19 protein-coding genes are annotated in these 23,690 nt (G+C 72.9%); 15 read left to right on the top strand and 4 right to left on the bottom strand.

Annotated features, from left to right (window positions below; all coding sequences use genetic code 11):
- Positions 1 to 113: 113 nt before the first annotated feature.
- Positions 114 to 1,001, top strand: coding sequence for an ABC transporter ATP-binding protein (locus ACFYMU_RS11425; protein WP_388371411.1), 888 nt, complete (start codon positions 114 to 116; stop codon positions 999 to 1,001).
- 76 nt (positions 1,002 to 1,077) lie between these two features.
- Here the strand turns inward: ACFYMU_RS11425 and ACFYMU_RS11420 are convergent, their stop codons facing one another.
- Positions 1,078 to 1,425, bottom strand: coding sequence for a sterol-binding protein (locus ACFYMU_RS11420; protein WP_388371364.1), 348 nt, complete (start codon positions 1,423 to 1,425; stop codon positions 1,078 to 1,080).
- Between the two features lie 42 nt (positions 1,426 to 1,467).
- Here ACFYMU_RS11420 and ACFYMU_RS11415 point away from each other — a divergent pair, with 42 nt between their 5' ends.
- From ACFYMU_RS11415 to ACFYMU_RS11395, 5 genes are all read left to right on the top strand, one after another.
- Entirely contained in the window at positions 1,468 to 1,782 is a 315-nt protein-coding gene (locus ACFYMU_RS11415; protein WP_388371362.1) for a hypothetical protein, read from the top strand.
- 57 nt (positions 1,783 to 1,839) lie between these two features.
- Positions 1,840 to 2,655, top strand: a complete 816-nt coding sequence (locus ACFYMU_RS11410; protein ID WP_388371359.1) for a TlyA family RNA methyltransferase — start codon at positions 1,840 to 1,842, stop codon at positions 2,653 to 2,655.
- Positions 2,652 to 3,557: an NAD kinase gene (locus ACFYMU_RS11405; RefSeq protein ID WP_388371356.1), complete on the top strand. Its 906-nt coding sequence runs from the start codon at positions 2,652 to 2,654 to the stop codon at positions 3,555 to 3,557. Before ACFYMU_RS11410 ends, ACFYMU_RS11405 begins: the two co-directional genes overlap by 4 nt.
- A 154-nt stretch (positions 3,558 to 3,711) precedes the next feature.
- Positions 3,712 to 5,430, top strand: a complete 1,719-nt coding sequence (recN, locus tag ACFYMU_RS11400; RefSeq protein WP_388371409.1) for a DNA repair protein RecN — start codon at positions 3,712 to 3,714, stop codon at positions 5,428 to 5,430.
- A gap of 287 nt (positions 5,431 to 5,717) precedes the next feature.
- Complete coding sequence (locus tag ACFYMU_RS11395; RefSeq protein WP_388371354.1) at positions 5,718 to 6,854, top strand: glycosyltransferase family 4 protein; 1,137 nt, start codon at positions 5,718 to 5,720, stop codon at positions 6,852 to 6,854.
- A gap of 45 nt (positions 6,855 to 6,899) precedes the next feature.
- Here ACFYMU_RS11395 and ACFYMU_RS11390 read toward each other — a convergent pair whose 3' ends face one another.
- The 3 genes from ACFYMU_RS11390 to ACFYMU_RS11380 all read right to left on the bottom strand — a co-directional run bounded on the left by ACFYMU_RS11390 (position 6,900) and on the right by ACFYMU_RS11380 (position 11,939).
- Positions 6,900 to 8,540 (bottom strand): PucR family transcriptional regulator, encoded by a 1,641-nt coding sequence (locus ACFYMU_RS11390; protein WP_388371351.1) that lies wholly within the window; start codon positions 8,538 to 8,540, stop codon positions 6,900 to 6,902.
- Positions 8,541 to 8,590: 50 nt separating this feature from the next.
- Positions 8,591 to 9,976: an FAD-binding oxidoreductase gene (locus ACFYMU_RS11385; RefSeq protein ID WP_388371349.1), complete on the bottom strand. Its 1,386-nt coding sequence runs from the start codon at positions 9,974 to 9,976 to the stop codon at positions 8,591 to 8,593.
- Between the two features lie 160 nt (positions 9,977 to 10,136).
- On the bottom strand, positions 10,137 to 11,939 hold the full coding sequence (locus ACFYMU_RS11380) for a glycoside hydrolase family 15 protein (protein ID WP_388371346.1): 1,803 nt from the start codon (positions 11,937 to 11,939) through the stop codon (positions 10,137 to 10,139).
- 469 nt (positions 11,940 to 12,408) lie between these two features.
- Between ACFYMU_RS11380 and ACFYMU_RS11375 the strand changes: the two genes are divergently transcribed.
- The 9 genes from ACFYMU_RS11375 (at position 12,409) to ACFYMU_RS11335 (ending at position 23,676) form a co-directional block, all read left to right on the top strand.
- On the top strand, positions 12,409 to 14,058 hold the full coding sequence (locus ACFYMU_RS11375) for a CTP synthase (protein ID WP_388371344.1): 1,650 nt from the start codon (positions 12,409 to 12,411) through the stop codon (positions 14,056 to 14,058).
- 85 nt (positions 14,059 to 14,143) lie between these two features.
- On the top strand, positions 14,144 to 14,770 hold the full coding sequence (locus ACFYMU_RS11370; protein WP_388371342.1) for an NUDIX domain-containing protein: 627 nt from the start codon (positions 14,144 to 14,146) through the stop codon (positions 14,768 to 14,770).
- 215 nt (positions 14,771 to 14,985) lie between these two features.
- Entirely contained in the window at positions 14,986 to 17,052 is a 2,067-nt protein-coding gene (locus ACFYMU_RS11365; RefSeq protein ID WP_388371340.1) for a tetratricopeptide repeat protein, read from the top strand.
- Between the two features lie 167 nt (positions 17,053 to 17,219).
- Entirely contained in the window at positions 17,220 to 18,344 is a 1,125-nt protein-coding gene (ald, locus tag ACFYMU_RS11360) for an alanine dehydrogenase (protein WP_388371337.1), read from the top strand.
- A gap of 407 nt (positions 18,345 to 18,751) precedes the next feature.
- Positions 18,752 to 19,885, top strand: a complete 1,134-nt coding sequence (locus tag ACFYMU_RS11355) for a ParA family protein (RefSeq protein WP_388371334.1) — start codon at positions 18,752 to 18,754, stop codon at positions 19,883 to 19,885.
- On the top strand, positions 19,870 to 20,448 hold the full coding sequence (locus ACFYMU_RS11350; protein WP_388371331.1) for a hypothetical protein: 579 nt from the start codon (positions 19,870 to 19,872) through the stop codon (positions 20,446 to 20,448). Before ACFYMU_RS11355 ends, ACFYMU_RS11350 begins: the two co-directional genes overlap by 16 nt.
- A gap of 401 nt (positions 20,449 to 20,849) precedes the next feature.
- On the top strand, positions 20,850 to 21,941 hold the full coding sequence (locus tag ACFYMU_RS11345) for a segregation and condensation protein A (protein WP_388371407.1): 1,092 nt from the start codon (positions 20,850 to 20,852) through the stop codon (positions 21,939 to 21,941).
- Positions 21,938 to 22,609 carry an SMC-Scp complex subunit ScpB gene (gene scpB / locus ACFYMU_RS11340; protein ID WP_388371328.1) on the top strand — a complete coding sequence of 224 codons (672 nt, stop codon included), beginning with the start codon at positions 21,938 to 21,940 and terminating at the stop codon, positions 22,607 to 22,609. Before ACFYMU_RS11345 ends, scpB begins: the two co-directional genes overlap by 4 nt.
- Positions 22,609 to 23,676 (top strand): pseudouridine synthase, encoded by a 1,068-nt coding sequence (locus ACFYMU_RS11335; protein ID WP_388371326.1) that lies wholly within the window; start codon positions 22,609 to 22,611, stop codon positions 23,674 to 23,676. The genes scpB and ACFYMU_RS11335 overlap by 1 nt, the downstream gene beginning before the upstream one ends.
- Positions 23,677 to 23,690 lie beyond the last annotated feature (14 nt).

The following is a 23,690-nucleotide window of genomic DNA, read 5'->3' as shown; positions in this document are numbered from 1 at the left end:
AGACGCCTACGAGACAGACGCCCACGCCCACGACATGGACGCCGACGGCGGGGGCGCGGAGGGACACGGACGCCGACGACACGACGGATGTGAGCGACATGGAGACCAAGGACATGGACGGCAAAGACACGGACACGAAGGACACGGACGCCACGGACACGGACATCATCGACACCAGGAGCCCCGTGCACCGTCTCGCCGCCGACCACGTCACCCTCGCCTACGACCGGCGTGTGATCGCCGAGGGGCTGTCCGTGCGGATCCCCGACCGCTCCTTCACCGTGATCGTGGGCCCGAACGCCTGCGGCAAGTCCACACTGCTGCGCGCGCTGTCCCGCATGCTCACACCGGCCCGGGGGCGGGTGCTGCTCGACGGGCGGGTCATCCGGTCGATGCCGGCCAAGCAGGTCGCGCGGACCCTGGGACTGCTGCCGCAGTCCTCGATCGCGCCCGACGGGATCACCGTCGGGGACCTCGTCAGCCGCGGCCGCTATCCGCACCAGGGGATCCTGCGCCAGTGGTCGAGGGACGACGAACGGGTCGTGCGGGAGTCGATGGCGCGCACCGGCGTCGCCGACCTGGCCGACCGCCACGTCGACGAACTCTCCGGCGGGCAGCGGCAGCGCGTGTGGATCGCCATGGCGCTCGCCCAGCAGACCCCGCTGCTGCTGCTGGACGAGCCGACCACCTACCTCGACATCCAGCACCAGATCGACGTGCTGGACCTGTGCGCCGAACTGCACGAGGAGGAGGGGCGCACCCTGGTCGCGGTCCTGCACGACCTCAACCACGCCGCCCGGTACGCCACCCACCTCATCGCGCTGCGCGGCGGAGAGGTCGTCGCCGAGGGCGCCCCGGGCGACATCGTCACCGCCGAGCTGGTCGAGGAGGTCTTCGGGCTGCGCTGCCGGGTCATCGAGGACCCGGAGACCGGCTCACCGCTGGTGGTGCCGGCCGCGCGCGGGGCCCGCCCGCGCGCGGTGACCCGGAAGACGCCCTGACTCGGAAGACGCCTTGACCCGGAAGACGCCCTGACCCGGAAGACGCCCTGGCGGGCGCCCAGGGCGCGCGAGGTGGCTACAGCAGCTTCCGCAGGCGGAACAGATCCAGGAGGCCCGCCTCCAGCCGCACCCGGCCCGCCCCCCACGCCTTCGCGAAGTGCAGATCGCCGTCGACCATCGCCACCAGATCGTCGCCGGCCATCATCAGCCTGATCTGGGCCCTCTCGCGCGGCGGCCCCTGGATCGTGTCCAGCACCTCGATCCGGCCGTCCCTGAGGCGGCCGACGAAGGTGATGTCCAGGTCCGTGATGCGGCAGCTGAGCGAGCGGTCCAGCGCCGCGGCGGCGCGGACGTCCCCGTGGGCGCCCGCCAGGTTGTCCGAGAGCTTGTCGAGTGCCCTGCGGCACTCCTCGATCGTCGCCATCGTCAGCGACGGTACCCCAGCCCTTCGCGGTAGCGTCGGGGCATGAGCGACTCTGTGCCCGGGGCCGGGATCCCGGCGGAAGCAGTGGTGGCGGAGCCGGACGCTCCGGCCGACTCCGTGTACGAGCCGGAGCACGGCCCCGCCGCGCCCGCGCCCCTGGGCGTGCCCCGGACCCCCACCGGCAACGCGGACGTCGACGCCTGGCTGGAGCGGCTGACCGACGCCGACCACCTCGCCACCGACGGGCACGTCGAGGTGTACGAGGATGTGCATCGGGGGCTGCGCGACACGCTGACCTCCCTGGACGCCCGCCCGGGGCCTGCGGCGCCCGCCGCTGCGCCGGCCCCCGCCCCCTGATGAGACCCTTTGGGCCGCACTTCCGATCACCGTACGACCGCAGGAGCTGAACCGAACGTGGCAGGAGCCGCACGCCGACGTCTCGACGCGGAACTGGTCCGCCGGAAGCTGGCACGCTCACGGGAGCAGGCCGCCCAGCTGATCGCCGCGGGCCGGGTCACCGTCGGCAAGACCGTCGCGACCAAGCCCGCCACGCAGGTGGAGACCGCGGCCGCGATCGTGGTCGCCGGCGACGACAGCGACCCCGACTACGTCTCACGCGGCGGCCACAAGCTCGCCGGCGCCCTGACGGTCTTCGTGCCGCAGGGCCTCGCGGTCGAGGGGCGGCGGGCCCTCGACGCCGGCGCGTCCACGGGAGGCTTCACCGACGTGCTGCTGCGGGCGGGCGCCGCGCACGTCGTCGCCGTGGACGTCGGCTACGGACAGCTCGCGTGGACTCTCCGCAACGATGAACGCGTCACCGTCAAGGATCGTACGAACGTACGCGAGTTGACGCTCGAAGCGATCGATGGGGAGCCTGTGGATCTAGTCGTGGGGGATCTGTCCTTCATCCCGCTCGGACTGGTGCTGCCCGCCCTGGTGCGGTGCACGAAACCGGATTCCGACCTGGTGGTGATGGTCAAGCCGCAGTTCGAAGTGGGCAAGGAGCGGCTGGGCAGCGGCGGTGTCGTCCGCAGCCCGCAGCTGCGTGCCGAGGCGGTGTGCGGGGTCGCCGAACGGGCCGCGGAACTGGGGCTCGGGGTGAAGGGCGTGACCGCGAGTCCACTGCCCGGACCCTCGGGCAACGTCGAGTACTTTCTGTGGCTGCGAGCCGGCGCACCCGCACTGGACCCGGCCGATGTTGACCGTGCAGTGGCGGAGGGGCCGCGTTGACTCAGAACCGAGTTCGTACTGTTTTCCTGCTCGCCCACACCGGGCGGCCCGCGGCCGTCCGCAGCGCCGAGCTGGTGGTCAAGGGCCTGCAGCACTGCGGGATCAACGTGCGCGTGCTGGCGGCGGAGGCCGCCGACCTGCCCCTGCCGGACACCGTGGAACTCGTCAAGGAGGCCACACCGCAGTGCCTCGACGGCTGCGAGCTGCTGATCGTGCTCGGCGGTGACGGCACCCTGCTGCGCGGCGCCGAGTTCGCCCGCGCCTCCGGGGTGCCGATGCTCGGCGTCAACCTCGGAAGCGTCGGCTTCCTCGCCGAGGCCGAGCGCGACGACCTCGACCGGGTCGTCGACCGGGTGGTGATGAAGGCGTACGAGGTCGAGGAGCGCATGACCGTCGACGTCGTCGTGCACAAGAACGGCGACATCGTGCACACCGACTGGGCGCTGAACGAGGCGGCCGTGCAGAAGGTGTCCGCCGAGAAGCTCCTGGAGGTCGTCCTGGAGATCGACGGGCGGCCGGTGACCGGGTTCGGCTGCGACGGCATCGTGTGCGCCACCCCCACCGGCTCGACCGCGTACGCCTTCTCCGCGGGCGGGCCGGTGGTGTGGCCGGAGGTGGAGGCGCTGCTCATGGTGCCGATCAGCGCGCACGCGCTGTTCGCCAAGCCGCTGGTGACCTCGCCGGACTCCGTGCTCGCGGTGGAGGTGCAGCCCGACACCTCGCACGGGGTGCTGTGGTGCGACGGACGGCGCATGGTGGAGCTGCCGCAGGGGGCGCGGGTCGAGGTGCGGCGGGGCGCGGTGCCGGTGCGGCTGGCGCGGCTGCACCACGCGTCGTTCACGGACCGGCTGGTGGCCAAGTTCGCGCTGCCCGTGTCGGGATGGCGCGGGCGTCCGCACTGACCGTCCCGGGGGCACGGCGCCGCGCCAGGCGTCCCTCCCGGGGGTGATTTGGGCCCTCGGCGCCTTTCTGTCACCTGCCGCTTCGCAGCTGCGGGCCGGGGGCCGTCGCACATCTGCGCCCCGACCTCGTAAGGTCGTGTCCGTGTTGGAGGAGATGCGGATACGGTCGCTCGGAGTCATCGACGACGCGGTCGTCGAGCTGTCGCCCGGCTTCACCGCCGTGACCGGTGAGACGGGCGCGGGCAAGACCATGGTCGTCACCAGTCTCGGCCTGCTGCTCGGCGGCCGCGCCGACCCGGCGCTCGTACGGATCGGTGCGAAGAACGCGGTCGTGGAGGGGCGGATCGCCATGCCCGAGGGCGCCCCCGCCGCCGTCCGCGCCGAGGAGGCCGGGGCCGAACTCGACGACGGCGCGCTGCTCATCAGCCGTACCGTCTCCGCCGAGGGCCGCTCGCGGGCCCACCTGGGCGGGCGCTCCGTGCCCGTGGGCATGCTCGCGGAACTGGCCGACGAACTGGTCGCCGTGCACGGGCAGACCGACCAGCAGGGACTGCTCAAGCTGTCCCGGCAGCGGCAGGCGCTCGACCGGTACGCCGGCGACGCCGTCGCGGTACCGCTCGCCAAGTACGGGGAGGCGTACCGGCGGCTGCGGACGGTCACCACCGAACTGGAGGAGATCACCGCGCGAGCCCGGGAACGGGCCCAGGAAGCCGACATGCTGCGCTTCGGGCTCGACGAGATCGCCGCCGTGGAGCCGCGGGCGGGCGAGGACGCGGAACTGGCCGAGGAGGCGGAGCGGCTCGGGCACGCGGAGGCGCTCGCGTCGGCGGCGACGGCCGCGCACGCGGCGCTGGCGGGCAATCCGGAGGATCCCGAGGGCGTCGACGCGGCCACGCTCGTCGCCGGCGCGCACCGGGCCCTGGAAGCCGTACGCTCGCACGACCCGGTGCTGGCAGGACTCGCCGACCGGATCGGGGAGATCGGGATCCTGCTGGGTGATGTGGCGGGGGAGCTCGCCGGGTACGCCGACGACCTGGACGCCGATCCGCTGCGGCTGGCGGCGGTCGAGGAGCGGCGGGCCGCCCTCAACGCGCTCACGCGGAAGTACGGCGAGGACGTGGGCGCCGTGCTGGCGTGGGCCGAGCACAGCGCCGCGCGGCTGACCGAACTCGACGGTGACGACGGGCGGATCGGGGAGCTGACCGCCGAGCGGGATGCGCTGCGCGGCGAACTGGGTGCTCTCGCCCAGGAGCTGACGGACGCGCGGACGGAGGCCGCCGAGCGGTTCGCCGCCGCCGTCACCGCCGAGCTGGCCTCCCTCGCGATGCCGCACGCGCGCGTGTCGTTTGCGATCCGGCAGACGGAGGACCCCGACGGCGTGGAGGTCGGCGGGCGCACGGTCGCCCACGGGCCGTCGGGCGCCGACGAGGTGGAACTGCTCCTCGCGCCCCACCCCGGCGCGCCGCCACGGCCCGTCGCCAAGGGCGCGTCCGGCGGTGAGCTGTCGCGGGTGATGCTCGCGGTGGAGGTCGTGTTCGCCGGCACGGACCCCGTGCCGACCTATCTCTTCGACGAGGTCGACGCGGGCGTGGGCGGCAAGGCGGCCGTCGAGATCGGCCGCCGCCTCGCCCGCCTCGCGAAGACGGCGCAGGTGGTGGTCGTCACCCACCTGCCCCAGGTGGCGGCGTTCGCCGACCGGCAACTGCTGGTGGAGAAGACGAACGACGGGTCGGTGACACGCTCCGGGGTGAAGGCCCTGGAGGGCGAGGACCGAATCCGTGAACTGTCCCGGATGCTCGCGGGCCAGGAGGACTCGGAGACGGCCCGGGCACACGCAGAGGAACTACTGGCGACGGCCCGTGCGGACCTGTAGGAGGGGTACGGGGAGAAGATGAGCGAGGTGGCCAGGTCGTGGGGGGTGGTATGAGCCGTCTCGCGTACCACCCGAATCCGCGACATGCCTCACCCGGGTGAGTGACCGCGTCCGCCTCCGGGCGCCCGGTCCGCCGTCGGCGCGCGCGCCCGCCGTTGCCGCAACACCCGCGCGCCCTGGCATCCTTGAGTCATCCGCCGAGCACCTCGCGCGGTCCAGTCCACCGCGCGAACCTTCTGTACGTTTCTTCGTGACCGTCCAGACGCCGAACCAGGAGCCCCGGCCACGTGAGCCTTGCGAGCAGCCACTCACCGCACGGCCGGCCGCCGCTGCGCACCGTGCAGGTGCTCGGCGGCGGCAGCGCGGGCAGCAGCGCGCATGTGCGGTCACTGGCCTCGGGCCTGGTCGCCCGGGGCGTCGGCGTGACCGTGTGCGCCCCCACCGAGGCGGAACGCGCCTACGGGTTCTCCGGTGTCGGCGCGCTGCACGTGCCCGTGCCCCGCAGCACGGACCCCGCCTCCCTGGCCGCGCTCCGCCTCGCCTGCGGTGACGCGGACCTGGTCCATGCGCACGGGCTGCACGCGGGCCTGCGTGCCGCGCTGGCGCTCGGCGGCCTGCACACCCCGCTCGTCGTCACCTGGCACACCCGCGTGCACGCCGAGGGCGCCCGCGCCCATCTGGTGCGCCTCCTCGAACGGCGGGTGGCCAGGGCGGCGTCCGTCGTCCTGGGCACCTCGTCGGACCTCGTCGACAGGGCCCGCCGCCGCGGTGCCCGCGACGCCCGGCTCGCCGCCGTCTCGCTCCCGGCGCCCCGCACCCCGGCCGAGCACGACGACCCCGACCGGACCCACCCCAAGATCCTCGCCGAACTCGGCGCAACCGGCCGCCCGTTGCTCATGGCCGTCGGCACCCTCGACCGGCACCGCGGGTACGACGTGCTGCTCGACGCCTCCCGCGCCTGGCGCCGCCTCGACCCGCTGCCGCTGATCGTGATCGCGGGGGAGGGGCCGCTGCGGACGGTGCTCCAGCGGCGCATCGAGGACGAGGAACTGCCCGTGCGGCTGCTCGGGCGGCGCGACGACGTGGCCGACCTGCTCGCCGCCGCCGAGATCGCGCTGGTGACGAGCACGTGGGAGTCCCGGTCCGTGCTCGCGCAGGAGGCCCTGCACGCGCGCGTGCCGCTCGTGGCCACCGACGTCGGCGGCATCAGGGAACTGGTCGGCGACGCGGCCGAACTCGTCCCCTACGGGGACGCGGAGGCCCTGGCCCGCACCGTGGTACGGCTCCTGGACGACCCGGCCCGCCGCCGGTTGCTGCGCGACAAGGGCACACGTCAGGCCGCCGGCTGGCCGACCGAGGACGAGACCGTGGCCCAGGTCCTCAGCGTCTACGACGAGTTGACCCAGGTGCGGCCCGTCCTCTGAGCGTTGCGGACCCGCGGACGACGCACCGGACTGCCCGCGGAGCGCTCAGGGCACGTGCCGGCGCGCCCGCAGCGCCAGGCCCAGGGCCAGCACCGTCTGCGGGTCGTCGAGGTCCGTGCCCAGCAACTCACCGATGCGGGCCAGCCGGTTGTAGAGGGTCTGCCGGTTCAGGTGCAGTTCGCGGGCCGTCTCCGCCTTGCGGCCCGCGTGCGCCAGATACGTCTCGAGGGTGGGCAGCAGCGGCGGCCTGGAGCGGCGGTCGTGGTCGAGGAGCGGGCCGACCGCGCGGTCCACGAAGGCCGCCAGGTCCGGGTGGTCGCGCAGCCGCCACAGCAGGAGGTCGATGTCGAGGCGGCGGGCGTCGTACCAGGGCCGCTCCGGGAGCCCCTGCGCCGCGGTCGCCGTCTCCGCCGCGTGCCGCAGCCCCGCCGAGGCCGCCGCCCAGCCGCCCGCGACGCCGACCACCACGACCGGCGGCGGCGCGCCCGGCCGCCGCATGCCGGCCCGCTCCACGCCCGCCCGCAGCGCCGCGGCCACCCGGTCGGCGACCGGGGAACGCTCCGACTCCGAGCGCAGGCCCAGCAGCAGCGGGACCCGGCCCTCCACCGGTCGTACGCCGAGCAGGACGGGCACGCCCACCGAGCTCAGCTCCTCGGCCACCGCCCGCGCCAGCACGGCCCAGCCGCCGCCGGCCGGGGACAGGCCGTCCGCCAGTCGCATCACCACCGGCAGCAGCGGGCTCCTGCCCGGCTTGAACCCCAGCACCCGGGCCTGCGCGGGCGCGTCCTCCGCGGTGATGCGGCCCTCGGCGAGGTCGGTGAGGAAGTCGCCGCGTCCGCGCGCCGCCAGCTCCTCCTCCTGCCGGGCCTGCATCAGCACCACGGCGAGGATGCCCGCGGCCCGCTCGGCGGCGATCCGGTGCACCGGCGCCACCGGCGCGCTGACCGGCAGCAGCACGAGCCGGGCCCGTACGGAACCCGCGCCGGCCCCGCCGCCGGGCACGTCCACCAGGGTCGTGCCGGCCGGGGGCGTGTCCTTGTGCTGGCCGCGCAGGCCCTCCCACACCTGGAGCGGGTCCGTGTCCGCGGGCCCGGACCCGGCGGCGTACAGCAGCCGGCCGTCGGCGGTCTCCAGGAACACCGGATTGCCGCCGAAGTCGGCCAGGATGCCCAGCACCTGGGGTACTCCGCCCCCGCCCAGCAGCGCCTCGGTACAGCGCCGGTGCACCTCCTCGGCCCGCTGGAGCAGCGCGTAGTGGCCGTTGACGATCTCGGTGTGGATCTCCTCCGTGACCGTGACGAACGGCACCTCGCGATGCAGCTGCACCAGCGGCAGCCCGGCCGTCCGCGCCGTCTCGACCAGGGCCGCGGGCAGCCGGGTGAAGCGCGGGCCCAGCTCCACGACCAGGGCGGCGATCCCCCGCTCGGCCAGCGTCCGCACGAACGCGCGCTGGTCGGCGGGGCGGGTGCCCAGGCCGTACCCGGTGGTCAGGAGCAGTTCGCCGCCCTTGAGCAGCGAGGCGATGTTCGGGACCTCGCCCGCGTGCACCCAGCGCACCGTGCGGTGCAGCCGGTCGGCGGCGGCCACCACCTCCGGCAGCCCGCTGCGCAGTCCGGGCAGCTCCAGCGCCCGCTGCACGGTGATCCCGGTGTCCAGGGTGCTCTGGGGGTCCGAACGGCTGTCCATGCGGCGACGCTACCTGCGTGGATGCCCCGAGCACACCTGGTGGGCCCCGGTCAGGCCGGCGCGATGTTGTGGTTGTACCGGAACACGTTGTCCGGGTCGTAGCGGCGCTTGACCCGCGCCAGGCGGTTGAGGTTCCCGGTGCCGAGGCCCGCCACCACCCGGTCCCTGCCCTCGTCCCCGACGAGGCTCACGCGGACCGCGCCGGTGCGCCAGAGGCGGACGTCGTCACGCAGGTCCCGGGCCCATCGCAGCACCCGCCGGTCGTCCGCCGGGTTCTCCCAGACACCGCAGGTCTGCACCGACCAGAGCGCGCCCCGGTGGGGGACCGGATACCCGCCCGGTCCGGCGGCGGCCGTGCCGCCGAGCGGGAACAGCATCTGCCGGCAGGCCGTGGGGACGGGCATCGTGCGCGCCCGCTCGCAGAAGGCGTCGATCAGCTCGTCGGGCAGGCCGGTCAGATGCCAGGTCCAGCAGTGGTTCCGCAGCCCGGGCGGATCGTCGAGCATGCACTGCACGTCGGCGTACGGCACGGCGGCCACGACCGCGGCCTCGTGCGGCAGCGCCAGCAGCGGCCGGACCAGCTCGCGCAGGGCGGCCCGTCGGCCGACGTAGGTGACCACCACCGCGCACAGCAGCGTCCCGACCAGGTGCCCGGGGACGAACGGCTCGGGCGGCCCGGTCAGGTACAGCACGGTGCCGCCTGCCTCGCGCGGCCCGGTGGCCATCAGGTCCCGCTGCACCCGGATCGCCTCCGGACCCGTCCCGGGCCGGAACAGCACCAGGGCCACGCAGAACTCGGGCAGCTCGTGCAGCCCCAGCGTGAGCGCGGTGGCGACGCCGAAGTTCCCGCCGCCGCCGTGCAGGGCCCAGAACAGCTCGGGGTCGCTCTCGGCACTCGCGCGGACGGCGGTGGCGTCCGCGGTCACCAGCTCCACCTCGAGCAGGTTGTCGACGGCCGGTCCGAAGGCCCGGTCCAGCCAGCCGCCGCTGCCGCCGCCGAGGACGAAGCCGGCGACCCCCGCCGCCGAGTAGCGGCTGCCGGTGGTCGCCAGGGCGTGCGGCTGGGTGGCCCGGTCCAGCTGGCCGGTCGGGGCGCCGCCCTCGACCCGTGCCGAGGCGGCGCGGGGACGGACGGTGACCTGGTGCATGCGGCGCAGGTCCACGACCATGCCGTTGTCGTTGACCGCCATGCCCGCGACACAGTGGCCGCCGCCGCGGACGGCGATCTTCAGGTCCAGGTCGCGGGCGAAGCGCACGGACCGGACGACGTCGGCCGTGCCCGCGCACTGCGCGATGACCGCCGGACGGCGGTCGATCATCACGTTGAAGACCGTCCGGGCCAGGTCGTAGCCCGGATCACCGGGGGCGAGGACATCGCCCGCCAGGTCCGCGCGGAGCGCGGCGAGCGCCGCGCCCGCCGTCGACAGGGGGGCCACGGCAGCCGCCCCCTCCCAACCGAGGACAGGACTGCCTTCAGACTAGCCGGGCGCGGGGTGCCGTTCCCGTTCAGCGGGTGTACGAGGCCCTGCACGCGCGCCGGCGGGCGTACCGGGCCGTGCCTGGCCCCGTACGCCGACGCGCCGTCCGTCCGCGCTCTCAGCCGCCGTAGGCGCCGGACGCCGTCAGCCGCAGTGCCGTGTCGATCAGCGGGACATGGCTGAAGGCCTGCGGGAAGTTGCCGACCTGGCGCTGCAGCCGGGGGTCCCACTCCTCGGCGAGCAGGCCGAGGTCGTTGCGAAGCCCCAGCAGCTTCTCGAAGAGCTTGCGGGCCTCGTCCACCCGGCCGATCATCGCGAGGTCGTCGGCCATCCAGAACGAGCAGGCGAGGAACGCGCCCTCGTCGCCCGGCAGCCCGTCCACGCCCTCCTCGTCACCTGAGGTCGGGTAGCGCAGGATGAAGCCGTCCGGCGTGGACAGCTCGCGCTGGATCGCCTCGATGGTGCCGATCACGCGCTTGTCGTCCGGCGGCAGGAAGCCCATCTGCGGAATCAGCAGCAGCGAGGCGTCCAGCTCCTTGGACCCGTACGACTGCGTGAAGGTGTTGCGCTCCTTGTCGTAGCCCTTCTCGCACACGTCCCGGTGGATGTCGTCGCGCAGCTCGCGCCACTTCTCCAGGGGGCCGTCCGCGTCCGCGGACTCGATGAGCTTGATCGTGCGGTCGACCGCGACCCAGGCCATGACCTTGGAGTGCACGAAGTGGCGCCGCGGTCCGCGCACCTCCCAGATGCCCTCGTCCGGCTCGTCCCAGTGCTGCTCCAGGTAGCGGATCAGCTTGAGCTGGAGCAGGGCCGCGTAGTCGTTGCGGGCCAGACCGGTCATATGGGCCAGGTGCAGGGCCTCGGTGACCTCTCCGTACACGTCCAGCTGCAGCTGGTGCGCGGCGCCGTTGCCGACGCGCACCGGCGCCGACTGCTCGTAGCCGGGCAGCCAGTCCAGTTCCGCCTCGCCCAGTTCCCGTTCCCCGGCGATGCCGTACATGATCTGCAGGTTCTCGGGGTCGCCGGCCACGGCGCGCAGCAGCCACTCGCGCCAGGCGCGGGCCTCCTCGCGGTAGCCGGTGCGCAGCAGCGAGGAGAGGGTGATGGCGGCGTCGCGCAGCCATGTGTAGCGGTAGTCCCAGTTGCGGACACCGCCGATCTCCTCGGGCAGCGAGGTCGTGGGCGCCGCCACGATGCCGCCGGTCGGCGCGTAGGTGAGTGCCTTGAGGGTGATCAGGGAGCGGATCACCGCCTCGCGGTAGGGGCCGTGGTACGTACACTGCTCCACCCACTCGCGCCAGAAGTCCTCGGTCGCCTCCAGCGACTGCTCGGGCTCCGGCAGCGGCGGCGGCTCCTTGTGCGAGGGCTGCCACGAGATCGTGAACGCGATCCGGTCACCGGGCGCGACCGTGAAGTCCGCGTACGTGGTCAGCGACTTTCCGTAGGTCTCGGTCCGGGTGTCGAACCACACGGAGTCGGGCCCGGCGACGGCGACCGTGCGCTCCTCGTGCCGGTGCACCCAGGGGACCACTCGCCCGTACGAGAACCGCATCCGCAGCGCGGACCGCATGGGCACCCGGCCGGTGACGCCCTCCACGATGCGGATCAGCTGCGGGGCGCCGTCACGGGGCGGCATGAAGTCGGTGATCCGGACCGTGCCGCGCGGGGTGTCCCACTCGGACTCCAGGATCAGGGACTCACCGCGGTAGGTCCGCCGGGTCGCTGCCGGCGGCCGGGCGCCCGCCGCGTGGGCCGGCCCCAGGCGCCAGAATCCGTGCTCCTCCGTACCGAGCAGTCCCGCGAAGACGGCATGGGAGTCGAAACGGGGCAGGCACAGCCAGTCCACGGTGCCGTCCCGGCAGACCAGCGCCGCGGTCTGCATGTCTCCGATGAGTGCGTAGTCTTCGATGCGCCCGGCCAATGCAACTCCAGTCGAACGGCCACGTCGCCCTGGCAGGGGCGGTCGGTCTTGCGGTCATGGGGTGGGTGAGAAACACGTTGCCCACCGACCCATTCGAAATTGATGCAGTCGATGTTCAACGCAATGACGAGCCCTTGTTGTTCCGGCGACGTGCGGGGGTGGTGCCGTTTTCCGGGAGCGGCTCGGCAGTGAGTGTCCGAGCAGGATACGACGCACGTGGGGGATCCGCGTGCCGCTCCGGGCAACGAGACTGGTCCGAACGAGTGGGGCGCGGGTGACCGTCGCGCAAACGTGGTGACACGTGTGCGGAGCGTGGCCGGGAGCGCCCCTGCCGCGGCGCTGATACCCTGGTAGCCCGTGGACCGGAGGGCACGAAACCCCCGAACCGCAGCGACGGCACCCCCGGAGACCTTCGGAGGGTGATGTGCATCGCACCCCATACCGCGACCACGGGAGCCCCCTCTTGGCCATGCCGCCCAAATCAACGACGACCAAGCACATCTTCGTCACCGGGGGTGTCGCCTCCTCGCTCGGCAAGGGCCTGACCGCCTCCAGCCTCGGGATGCTGCTCAAGGCGCGGGGGCTGCGCGTCGTCATGCAGAAGCTCGACCCGTATCTGAATGTCGATCCTGGCACGATGAACCCCTTCCAGCACGGTGAGGTGTTCGTCACCAACGACGGCGCCGAGACGGACCTGGACATCGGCCACTACGAGCGCTTCCTCGACCGCGATCTGGACGGCTCCGCGAACGTCACCACCGGCCAGGTCTACTCGACGGTCATCGCCAAGGAGCGGCGCGGCGAGTACCTGGGCGACACGGTGCAGGTCATCCCGCACATCACCAACGAGATCAAGCATCGCATCCGGCGCATGGCCACCGACGAGGTGGACGTCGTCATCACGGAGGTCGGCGGCACGGTGGGCGACATCGAGTCGCTGCCGTTCCTGGAGACCGTCCGCCAGGTCCGCCACGAGGTCGGCCGCGACAACGTGTTCGTCGTGCACATCTCGCTGCTGCCCTACATCGGTCCCTCCGGCGAGCTGAAGACCAAGCCGACCCAGCACTCCGTGGCCGCGCTGCGCAACATCGGCATCCAGCCGGACGCCATCGTCCTGCGCTGCGACCGCGAGGTGCCGACCGCGATCAAGCGCAAGATCTCCCTGATGTGCGACGTGGACGAGGCCGCGGTCGTGGCCTGCCCCGACGCCCGTTCGATCTACGACATCCCGAAGGTCGTGCACACCGAGGGCCTGGACGCCTACGTGGTCCGCAAGCTCGACCTCCCCTTCCGCGACGTGGACTGGACGACCTGGGACGACCTGCTCGACCGCGTCCACAACCCCGGGGTCGAGGTCACCCTCGCCCTCGTCGGCAAGTACATCGACCTGCCCGACGCCTATCTGTCGGTGACCGAGGCGCTGCGCGCGGGCGGCTTCGCCAACAAGGCCCGGGTCAAGATCAAGTGGGTCACGTCCGACGACTGCAAGACGCCGGCGGGCGCCATGAAGCAGTTGGCCGACGTGGACGCGATCTGCATCCCGGGAGGCTTCGGCGACCGCGGCGTCGCGGGCAAGGTCGGCGCCATCCAGTACGCCCGCGAGAACAGGATCCCGCTGCTGGGGCTCTGCCTCGGCCTGCAGTGCATCGTGATCGAGGCCGCGCGCAACCTCGCCGGCATCCCCGACGCGAACTCCACCGAGTTCGACGCGGGCACCGCCCACCCCGTGATCTCCACCATGGCCGAGCAGCTCGACATCGTGGCGGGCGAGGGCGACATGGGCGGGACGATGCGCCTGGGCATGTACCCGGCCAAGCTGGCGGAGGGCTCCCTGGTGCGCGAGGTGTACGACGGCAAGGAGTACGTCGAGGAGCGCCACCGCCACCGCTACGAGGTGAACAACGCCTACCGCGCCGAGCTGGAGAAGAAGGCGGGCCTCGTGTTCTCCGGCACGTCCCCCGACGGCAAGCTCGTGGAGTACGTCGAGTACCCGCGCGAAGTGCACCCTTACCTGGTGGCGACGCAGGCGCACCCGGAGCTGCGCTCCCGCCCGACCCGGCCGCACCCGCTGTTCGCCGGCCTGGTCAAGGCGGCCGTCCGGCGGAAGAACGGCGAGTGACGACGGAGCTGTACGGTGGCCGGGGTGCGCGTCCCTCGGGAGGCGTGCCCCGGTGCGTACGAGGGCGTGGGAGGAACAGGGCGACATGACGATCAAGGACACGGCCGAGGAGTGGGAGGTCAGGGCGAGCGAGAACCCCTTCGTCGGCAACAAGACCTCCGTCCGCACCGACGACGTGGTCATGCCCGACGGCACGGTCGCCCGCCGCGACTACCAGGTGCACCCCGGATCGGTGGCCGTCCTCGCCCTCGACGACCGGGACCGTGTGCTGGTCATCCGGCAGTACCGCCATCCCGTGCGCCAGAAGCTCTGGGAGATCCCCGCCGGCCTGCTCGACGTCCCCGGCGAGAATCCGCTGCGTGCCGCCCAGCGCGAGCTGTACGAGGAGGCGCATGTCAAGGCCGAGGACTGGCGCGTGCTCACGGACGTCTACACGACGCCCGGCGGCTGCGACGAGGCCGTGCGCATCTTCCTGGCCCGTGATCTGTCGGAGGCCGACGGGCAGCGCTTCGAGGTCGAGGACGAGGAGGCCGACATGGAGCTGGCCCGGGTCCCGGTCCAGGAGCTGGTGAGCGGTGTGCTCGGGGGCGATCTGCACAACAACTGCCTGGTGGTGGGTGTCCTCTCACTGGTCGCCGCGCGGAACGGGGACGGACTGGACGCGCTGCGCCCGGCCGAGGCGCCGTGGCCCGCGCGCCCCTTCGAGGCCTGAGGGCCTGTGCACAGGCCCTGAGACCGGCGCCGCCCGCCCGGCGTGGAGCTCACCGCCTCCCTTCACACCTCCCGGTCCTACCATCAGTTGATCCGATCGAGGGATGTGTCCGCCCTGCTCCGACGGGATCGTCGCAGAGCGTGAACTAGGCTCTGGTCGACGACCCGCCCAAGGCCCGGCGGGCCCGTGTGCGCAGTGGGACGGGAGCGTGGCCCGTGACGGATCAGGCGGTGGACACAGGCGGCGGCGAGCTGCCGGGGAGCGACCTGCCTCCCGCCGCCACGGAGAAACATTTCCTCGGGCGCACAAGGGAGTTGAAGGAACTCCGCGCCGACATCGAGCGCGCCGGGCTCGACACCATCTCCGGCCGCAAGGCGCCTCGCGCCCGGGTGCTGCTCATTGCCGGCCGGCCCGGCTGCGGCCGCACCGCGCTCGCCGAGGAGTTGGTGCGCCAGGTTGCGGACCGTTACCGGGACGGCGTGCTGCGCGCCCGCCTCAGCGAACCGGACGGCACGCCCGTACCGGTCGAGCGCACCGTGCGCGAACTGCTGACCGCCCTCGGCCTGCCCACCCCGGCCGGTGCCGACGAGGACGACCTGGCGCAGCTCCTGCGCGAGGCCCTCGCCGGGCGCCGCGTACTGCTCCTGCTCGACGACGCGGTGACCGCCGAGCAGGTCGACATGCTGCTGCCGGACTCGCCCGACTGCCTCGCCGTGGCCGTCTCCGAAGGCCCCCTGACCGGCATCGCGGACGTCCGCCCCTGCACCCTCGGCGGCCTCGACACCAAGTCCGCCCTGGAACTGCTCACCCACCACACCGGCTCCGTGCGCATCACCGTCGACCCCCGGGCCGCCGAGGGGCTGGTCGAGGAGTGCGCGGGCCAGCCCGCCGCGCTCGTCCTCGCCGGGGGCTGGCTGGCGGCCCGCCCCGAGGCCGCCGTCGCCGACCTCGCCAAGCAGTTGCGGGCCGAGGACGACGGGCCCCCACTGGTCCGTGTCTTCCGGTTCTCCTGCGCGGGGCTGCCGACCGCCGCACGGCGCGTGCTGCGTCTGCTCTCCCTCGCCCCCGCCGGTCTCGCCGACCCGCACACCGCCTCGGCGCTGGCCGGCTGCTCGGTCGAGGACGCCCGCGCCGTCCTGGACGACCTGACGGCCCTCGGCTTCCTGCGGCGCCTCGGCTCGCCGCTGCCGCAGTACGAGGTCCCCGGCTGTCTGCTGCCCATGCTGCGCGCCCTCGCCGAGAGCCAGGACCGGCCCGGGGAGCTGCAACTGGCCCGTGCCCGGATGCTGGAGCGGACCGTGCGGCTGCTGCAGTCGTGCCGCGTGATCACCGAGACCGACAGCCCGCAGGCCCGCGAGCGGCTCGCCGCGCTGCCCCGGGCCCTGCGCTTCCCGAGCCCCCGGGCAGCGGAGGACTGGCTGCGCCTGCGGCAGCCCGCGCTGCTGGCCGCGGCCCGGCTCGCGGTCCTGGACGGCCAGCTGGACACGCTGGCCCGGCGTCTGCTGGCCGCGCTGGTGAGGGCCATGGTCGCGCACTTCGGCACCCGGGCCGCCGCGCCGGAGCTGTACGGCATCCACCGGCTCGTCCTCGACATCGCCGAGCGGCGCGACCTGCCCCGCGAGCGGGCGGCGGCCCTGCTGAACCTCGCGGACCTCGACGCGCAGACCGGCCGCACGGCGGAGGCACTGGCCCGTTACCGGGCCGCTCTGGACGCCGGACGCGAGGGGAACGACCCGTACGCGACGGGCCGCGCAATGGAATCCGTAGGCGGCACCCACCAGGAGATGGGGGACTACGACCGGGCCGCCGACTGGTACGGCCGTGCCCTGGCCCAGCGGCTCGCCCGCGACGAGGACGCGGACGCCGCCCGGCTCTACGGCCGCATCGCCACCGTGCACACCTACGCGGGCCGCTACGGCGAGGCGCTGCGCAACTGGCGCGCCGCGATCGCCCTGCACCGCAGGAACGGCGATGTGGCCGCCCACGCGCGGGCGTTGAGCGAACTGGCCAGGGTCCAGGAGTACGCGGGCCGGCCCGAGGAGTCGCTGGGGACCTGCGGGCAGGCCGTCGAGTGGGCACGGCGCGCGGAGGACCCGCGGCTCCAGGCGGCGCTGCAGCTGCGGATGGCCGACACCCTGGAGCGCCTCGGCGACCCTGCGGCCGCCCGGCTGCACCGGGGTGCGGCCGAGCGCATGCTGGGAGACGACTACGAGGAGAGCGCACCGACCCCGGAACATCGCCCTAACGCCTGCGAAATCCGTAGTACATCCGCCGAAGATTAAAGTAATGGAAGGCTAGACAGCTAGAAATCCTTCATTAGACTGGCTCCGCCGCCGGTTCTCCAGCGGTGTCTCCCGGTGCGCTCCCCTGTGTCCGGGTAAGACATGCAATGACCGGGTGTGCTCTGCCCTGGGCGTGCACAGCCCCAGAACCCTCTGAGTCAAGGACCGTGATCGACGTGAAGGTCGGCATTCCCCGCGAGGTCAAGAACAACGAGTTCCGGGTGGCCATCACCCCCGCCGGCGTGCACGAACTGGTGCGCCACGGCCACCAGGTGGTCATCGAGCGGAACGCCGGCGTCGGCTCCTCGATCCCGGACGAGGAGTATGTGGCGGCCGGGGCGCAGGTCCTGGAGACCGCGGACGAGGTCTGGGCCACCGCCGACCTGCTGCTGAAGGTCAAGGAGCCCGTCGCCGAGGAGTACCACCGGCTGCGCAAGGACCAGACGCTCTTCACCTATCTGCACCTGGCCGCGTCCAAGGAGTGCACGGACGCGCTGCTGGAGTCCGGCACCACGGCGATCGCGTACGAGACCGTGGAACTGCCCAACCGTGCGCTGCCGCTGCTCGCGCCCATGTCCGAGGTCGCGGGCCGGCTGGCCCCGCAGGTCGGCGCCTACCACCTGATGCGCGCCGCCGGCGGCCGCGGTGTGCTGCCCGGCGGCGTCCCGGGCGTGCCGGCCGGCAAGGCCGTGGTCGTCGGCGGCGGTGTCTCCGGCTGGAACGCCGCCCAGATCGCCATCGGCATGGGCTTCCACGTCACCCTGCTCGACAAGGACATCAACAAGCTCAAGGAGGCCGACAAGATCTTCGGTACGAAGATCCAGACGGTCGTCTCCAACGCCTTCGAGCTGGAGAAGGCGTGCCTCGAGGCCGACCTCGTCATCGGTGCCGTGCTCGTCCCGGGGGCCAAGGCCCCGAAGCTGGTCACCAACGAGCTGGTCTCCCGGATGAAGCCCGGAAGTGTCCTTGTCGACATTGCGATCGACCAGGGCGGCTGCTTCGAGGACTCCCGCCCGACCACGCACGCCGAGCCGACCTTCCGGGTCCACGGGTCGGTCTTCTACTGCGTCGCCAACATGCCGGGCGCGGTGCCCAACACCTCCACCTACGCGCTGACGAACGCCACCCTGCCCTACATCGTGGAACTCGCCAATCGCGGTTGGGCCGAGGCGCTGCGCCGTGACGCGGCGCTGGCCAGGGGCCTCAACACCCATGACGGCAAGGTGGTTTACAAGGAGGTCGCCGAGGCGCACGGTCTGCCGCACGTGGACCTGGAGTCCCTGATCGGCTAGTCGGGCGCCGGGCCCGCCGACGGCCCGTGACCACAAGGCGACAGGTCAACTCGCCTCGTCAACACCGCGCATTCGGCCGGACCTTGCCCGACAAGGTCCGGCCGGCTGTGTGTATGGTCACTTTGCGACACTCGTTCAACTCGCCTCGAACGCAACTCTTCAACCGTTTCGCACACCGGTGAAACCTGGCGAACGATGCCCGGACACCCTTGACAGGGGGATGTTTCATTGCCGACACATCGGGCCGGGTCCGGCGGATTGTGTTGCTGCGGACCGCCGACACGCCATAGAGTCGCCAACCGTCGGCATGGTGCCACGCTGACCTATCTAGAAGTTTCCTGGTCACCAAGGAGGTAAGACGACTTGTGAATGAGTCGACATTTGCTCCCGGGGGTGGTCAACCAGGAATGCCTACGCGGGGCGCGGGCCCCATGGGGCTCGAGGCTGTCGGCTCCGTCGCTGTCCGTACCTTCGCTGCCCACCAGAGCCAGCGCCCCCACCTGGCTCAGACAGCACACCAGAGCTTGGATGGCCAACACGTGAACGCCATGGCCGGCAACGGAAGTGGCGAGGTCCACAACCACTTCGCCGACTACGACGAACTGCCCGACGGACACTTCTACGACCCGGACGCCGAATACGAGCCGGATCCCGAGTACGCGGCCACGCTCGCGCCCGACGCGGCCCGCCAGCGCCGTGAACGCATCGGCCCCACCGGCCGTCCGCTGCCGTACTTCCCGATTCCGGGCCCGCTGACCGACCACGGCCCCGCGAAGATCATCGCGATGTGCAACCAGAAGGGCGGCGTCGGCAAGACCACGTCGACCATCAACCTGGGCGCCGCGCTCGCGGAGTACGGGCGCCGGGTGCTGCTCGTCGACTTCGACCCGCAGGGCGCGCTGTCCGTGGGCCTCGGCGTCAACCCCATGGAGCTCGACCTCACCGTCTACAACCTGCTCATGGAGCGGGGCATGTCCGCGGACGAGGTCCTGCTGAAGACCGCGGTCCCCAACATGGACCTGCTGCCGAGCAACATCGACCTGTCGGCGGCCGAGGTGCAGCTGGTGTCGGAGGTCGCGCGCGAGTCGACGCTGCAGCGGGCGCTCAAGCCGCTGATGCCGGACTACGACTACATCGTCATCGACTGCCAGCCCTCGCTCGGCCTGCTCACCGTGAACGCCCTCACGGCGGCGCACAAGGTGATCGTGCCGCTGGAGTGCGAGTTCTTCGCGCTGCGCGGTGTCGCGCTGCTCACCGAGACCATCGAGAAGGTGCAGGAGCGGCTCAACCCCGAGCTGGAGCTCGACGGCATCCTCGCCACGATGTACGACTCCCGGACCGTGCACAGCCGTGAGGTCCTCGCGCGGGTCGTCGAGGCGTTCGACGACCACGTCTACCACACGGTGATCGGGCGGACCGTGCGCTTCCCGGAGACCACCGTCGCCGGTGAGCCCATCACCACCTACGCCTCCAACTCCGTCGGTGCCGCCGCCTACCGCCAGCTCGCCAGGGAGGTGCTCGCCCGGTGTCACGCCGAGTGAGTCTGCCGGGGGCCGACGAACTGTTCCGTACCACCGGGGGGATGGCGCTCCAGGCGTCCACCCCGAGGCGCCAGGCCAACGGCGAGGCCAGGGTGCCGGCCCCCGCGGGCGAGAGCGATCCGACGGCCGCGGCGGAGGACGCACCACCGTCGGTGCCCGTGCAGGGCGGCGACGGGGAGGGCGACGAGCACGTCGCGGCGGATCCCGCGGAGGCGGAGGCGGGGGAGTCCCGCACACGGGCGGCCACCGCCGAGCGTCCCGCGCGGCGCCAGGCGCCGCAGGAAGGTCCTGCCGGGTCCTCCTCCGGGGCCCAGCCGCGCAAGCGGGGGCGCGCGGCCGGGCGGCGGCCCAGCGGGCGGGAGCGGCACGACGAGAAGATCACCGTCTATGTGTCCGCGGAGGAGCTGATGGACCTGGAGCACGCGCGTCTCGTGCTCCGGGGTGAGCACGGGCTCGCGGTCGACCGCGGGCGGATCGTGCGCGAGGCGGTGGCCGTGGTCCTGGCGGATCTGGAGTCCCGAGGGGACGCGAGCATCCTCGTCCGTCGGCTTCGGGGGCGTTGAGCAGGTAGCCTGCGACGGCCATGACCTCGTACGACGGCTCCGCTCCCGCCACCGGCTCTGCCGGCCGTCGGCGCGCGCTGGGGCGCGGCCCCGGGGCCGGGCCGGCCACCACGCCTCCGGCGGAGGCGATGCCCCGCGACGACGCGCCGCAGCCGGAACCCCTGCCGTCCACGCCGGCCGCGCCGTCGACCGACGGCCCCCAGACCCCCACCGAGCCGGGACACGAGCCGGACACGCCACGCGAGGGCACCGACACCTCGACCCCTGACGGGGTGGTGGCCGCCGGGCCGGGCGGTGAACCGGGGACCGCGCCCGACGCGGCCGTCGCCGCCGCGCCGGGCCGTGCACCGCGAGCCGTGCCCGACGGGGCGGGGGCCGAGCCGGGGGGCGTCACCGTGCTCGTGCGGGAGGCCGTTACGGAGGCCGTCGCCGTCGCGCCGGGCCGTGCACCGAGAGCCGTGCCCGACGGGGCCCTGCCCGACGGGGCGGAGGCCGAGCCGGGGGGCGTCACCGTGCTCGTGCGGGAGGCCGTTACGGAGGCCGTCGCCTCCTCGGCGTCCGCGCCGGAGGCCGACGGGGGTACCCCCTGCCCGAGCGGGGCCGAGAGCTCGGGGGAGGGTTCCACCGCCGGATCCGCCCCCGCGGCCCCGGACGAGGCGGAAGGCGGCGACGGGGTCTTCACGGTCCGGCTCGCCAACTTCGAGGGGCCCTTCGACCTCCTCCTCCAGCTGATCTCCAAGCACAAGCTGGATGTCACCGAGGTCGCGCTGTCCAAGGTGACCGACGAGTTCATGGCGCACATCCGCGCCATGGGCCCGGACTGGGACCTCGACCAGACCACCGAGTTCCTCGTCGTCGCCGCGACCCTGCTCGATCTCAAGGCGGCCCGGCTGCTGCCCGCCGCCGAGGTCGAGGACGAGGCCGACCTCGCGCTCCTCGAGGCCCGGGACCTGCTGTTCGCGCGGCTCCTTCAGTACCGCGCCTACAAGCAGATCGCCGAGATCTTCAGCCGGCGCACGGAGGACGAGGCCCGGCGCCACCCCCGTACCGTCGGCCTGGAACCCCACCACGCCGAGCTGCTGCCCGAGGTCGTCATCAGCATCGGCCCCGAGGGCTTCGCCCGGCTCGCGGTCAAGGCGATGCAGCCCAGGCCCAAGCCGCAGGTGTACGTCGACCACATCCACGCCCCGCTGGTGTCGGTGCAGGAACAGGCCGGCATCGTGGTGGCGCGGCTGCGGGAGCTCGGCGCGGCCAGCTTCCGCGTGCTGGTGGCGGACACCGACGACACCCTCACGGTCGTCGCGCGCTTCCTCGCGCTGCTGGAGCTGTACCGGGAGAAGGCCGTCGCGCTGGAGCAGGAGGCCGCGCTGGGCGAGCTGGTCGTGCGCTGGACCGGCGGGGACGGGGACGAGGCGCCGGTGGTCACGGACGAGTTCGACCGGCCGCCCGAGGCGCCCGGCAAGAACGGCACGAAGACGGAGGAGAAGGCGTGAGCGAGGAGACCGCCGAGGTTCCGGCCGGCCTGAGCACCGTGGCCGGCCTCGACCTCAGGCCCGCCCTGGAGGCCGTCCTGATGGTCGTGGACGAGCCCGCCACCGAGGAGCACCTCGCGAAGATCCTCGAGCGGCCCCGGCGGCAGGTCGCCGACGCGCTGCGCGAGCTCGCCGACGAGTACACGGTGCAGGGGCGCGGGTTCGAGCTGCGCTTCGTCGCCGGCGGCTGGCGTTTCTACACCCGGGCCGCCTACGCCCCCGCCGTGGAGCGCTTCGTGCTCGACGGGCAGCAGGCCCGGCTCACCCAGGCCGCCCTGGAGACCCTGGCGGTGGTCGCCTACCGCCAGCCGGTCAGCCGCAGCCGCGTCTCGGCGGTCCGCGGGGTCAACTGCGACGGTGTCATGCGCACCCTCCTCCAGCGCGGTCTGGTCGAGGAGGCGGGCACGGAACCCGAAACAGGTGCGATCCTGTACAGGACGACGAACTACTTCCTGGAGCGGATGGGCCTGCGCGGCCTGGACGAGCTTCCGGAGCTCGCGCCCTTCCTCCCGGAGGCTGAGGCGATCGAGGCCGAGACCCAGGAGGGCGCTCTGTCGTTCGACCCGGATGCTCCCGACGCTCCGGACGCAGACGACGACCACACGACGAACACGACGACGGAACTGTGATGCGAAGCAGCGGCAGCGGCAGGAACGGCGGGCGGGGCAACTACCGCGGGGCCGGCAACGACAGGGACCAGAAACAGGGCCAGGGCCGCCCCCGCAGGCCCCGCCCCGAGGAGCGCCGCTACGACGTGGGGCCGGGCGCTCCACAGGACGGCCCCACCTCCGGGCGCGGCGGCTCGGCGCGCGGCGGCGCCAAGGGCGGCCCGAAGCAGTCGGAGCAGCGCGGCCGCGGCCGCACGGCTCCGGCGCGCTCCCGCGAGTACGAGACGCGCAGGGAGGAGCTCAACCGTGAGCGGTACGCGGGCAAGAAGGAGATCAGGCTGCCCAAGACCTTCCCGGGCGCGGAGCAGGAGGGCGAGCGGCTGCAGAAGGTGCTCGCGCGTGCGGGGTACGGCTCGCGGCGCGCCTGCGAGGAGCTGATCGAGCAGTCCAGGGTCGAGGTCAACGGTGAGATCGTCACCGAGCAGGGCAAGCGCATCGACCCGGAGAAGGACGAGGTCAGGGTCGACGGGCTGACCGTGGCCACGCAGTCGTACCAGTTCTTCTCGCTCAACAAGCCGGCCGGGGTCGTCTCCACCATGGAGGACCCGGACGGCCGCCAGTGCCTCGGCGACTACGTCACCAACCGCGAGACCCGGCTCTTCCACGTCGGCCGGCTCGACACCGAGACCGAGGGCGTCATCCTGCTCACCAACCACGGCGAGCTGGCGCACCGGCTGACGCACCCGAAGTACAGCGTCAAGAAGACCTACCTGGCGCACATCGTCGGCCCGATCCCGCGCGACCTGGGCAAGCGCCTGAAGGAGGGGGTCCGGCTGGAGGACGGGTACGCGCGCGCGGACCACTTCCGGGTGGTGGAGCAGACCGGCAGGAACTACCTCGTGGAGGTGACCCTGCACGAGGGCCGCAAGCACATCGTGCGCCGCATGCTCGCCGAGGCAGGCTTCCCCGTCGACAAGCTGGTGCGCACCGCGTTCGGGCCCATCGCCCTCGGCAACCAGAAGTCGGGCTGGCTGCGCCGCCTGTCCAACACGGAGGTCGGCATGCTGATGAAGGAGGTCGACCTCTAGGGCACACGCCAGTC

Origin of the sequence: Streptomyces sp. NPDC007264, from assembly GCF_042869095.1 — a bacterium.
Classification (GTDB): Bacteria; Actinomycetota; Actinomycetes; order Streptomycetales; family Streptomycetaceae; genus Streptomyces.
The sequence above is the reverse complement of the archived record's forward strand: the minus strand, read 5'-3'. Positions and strand labels throughout refer to the sequence as shown.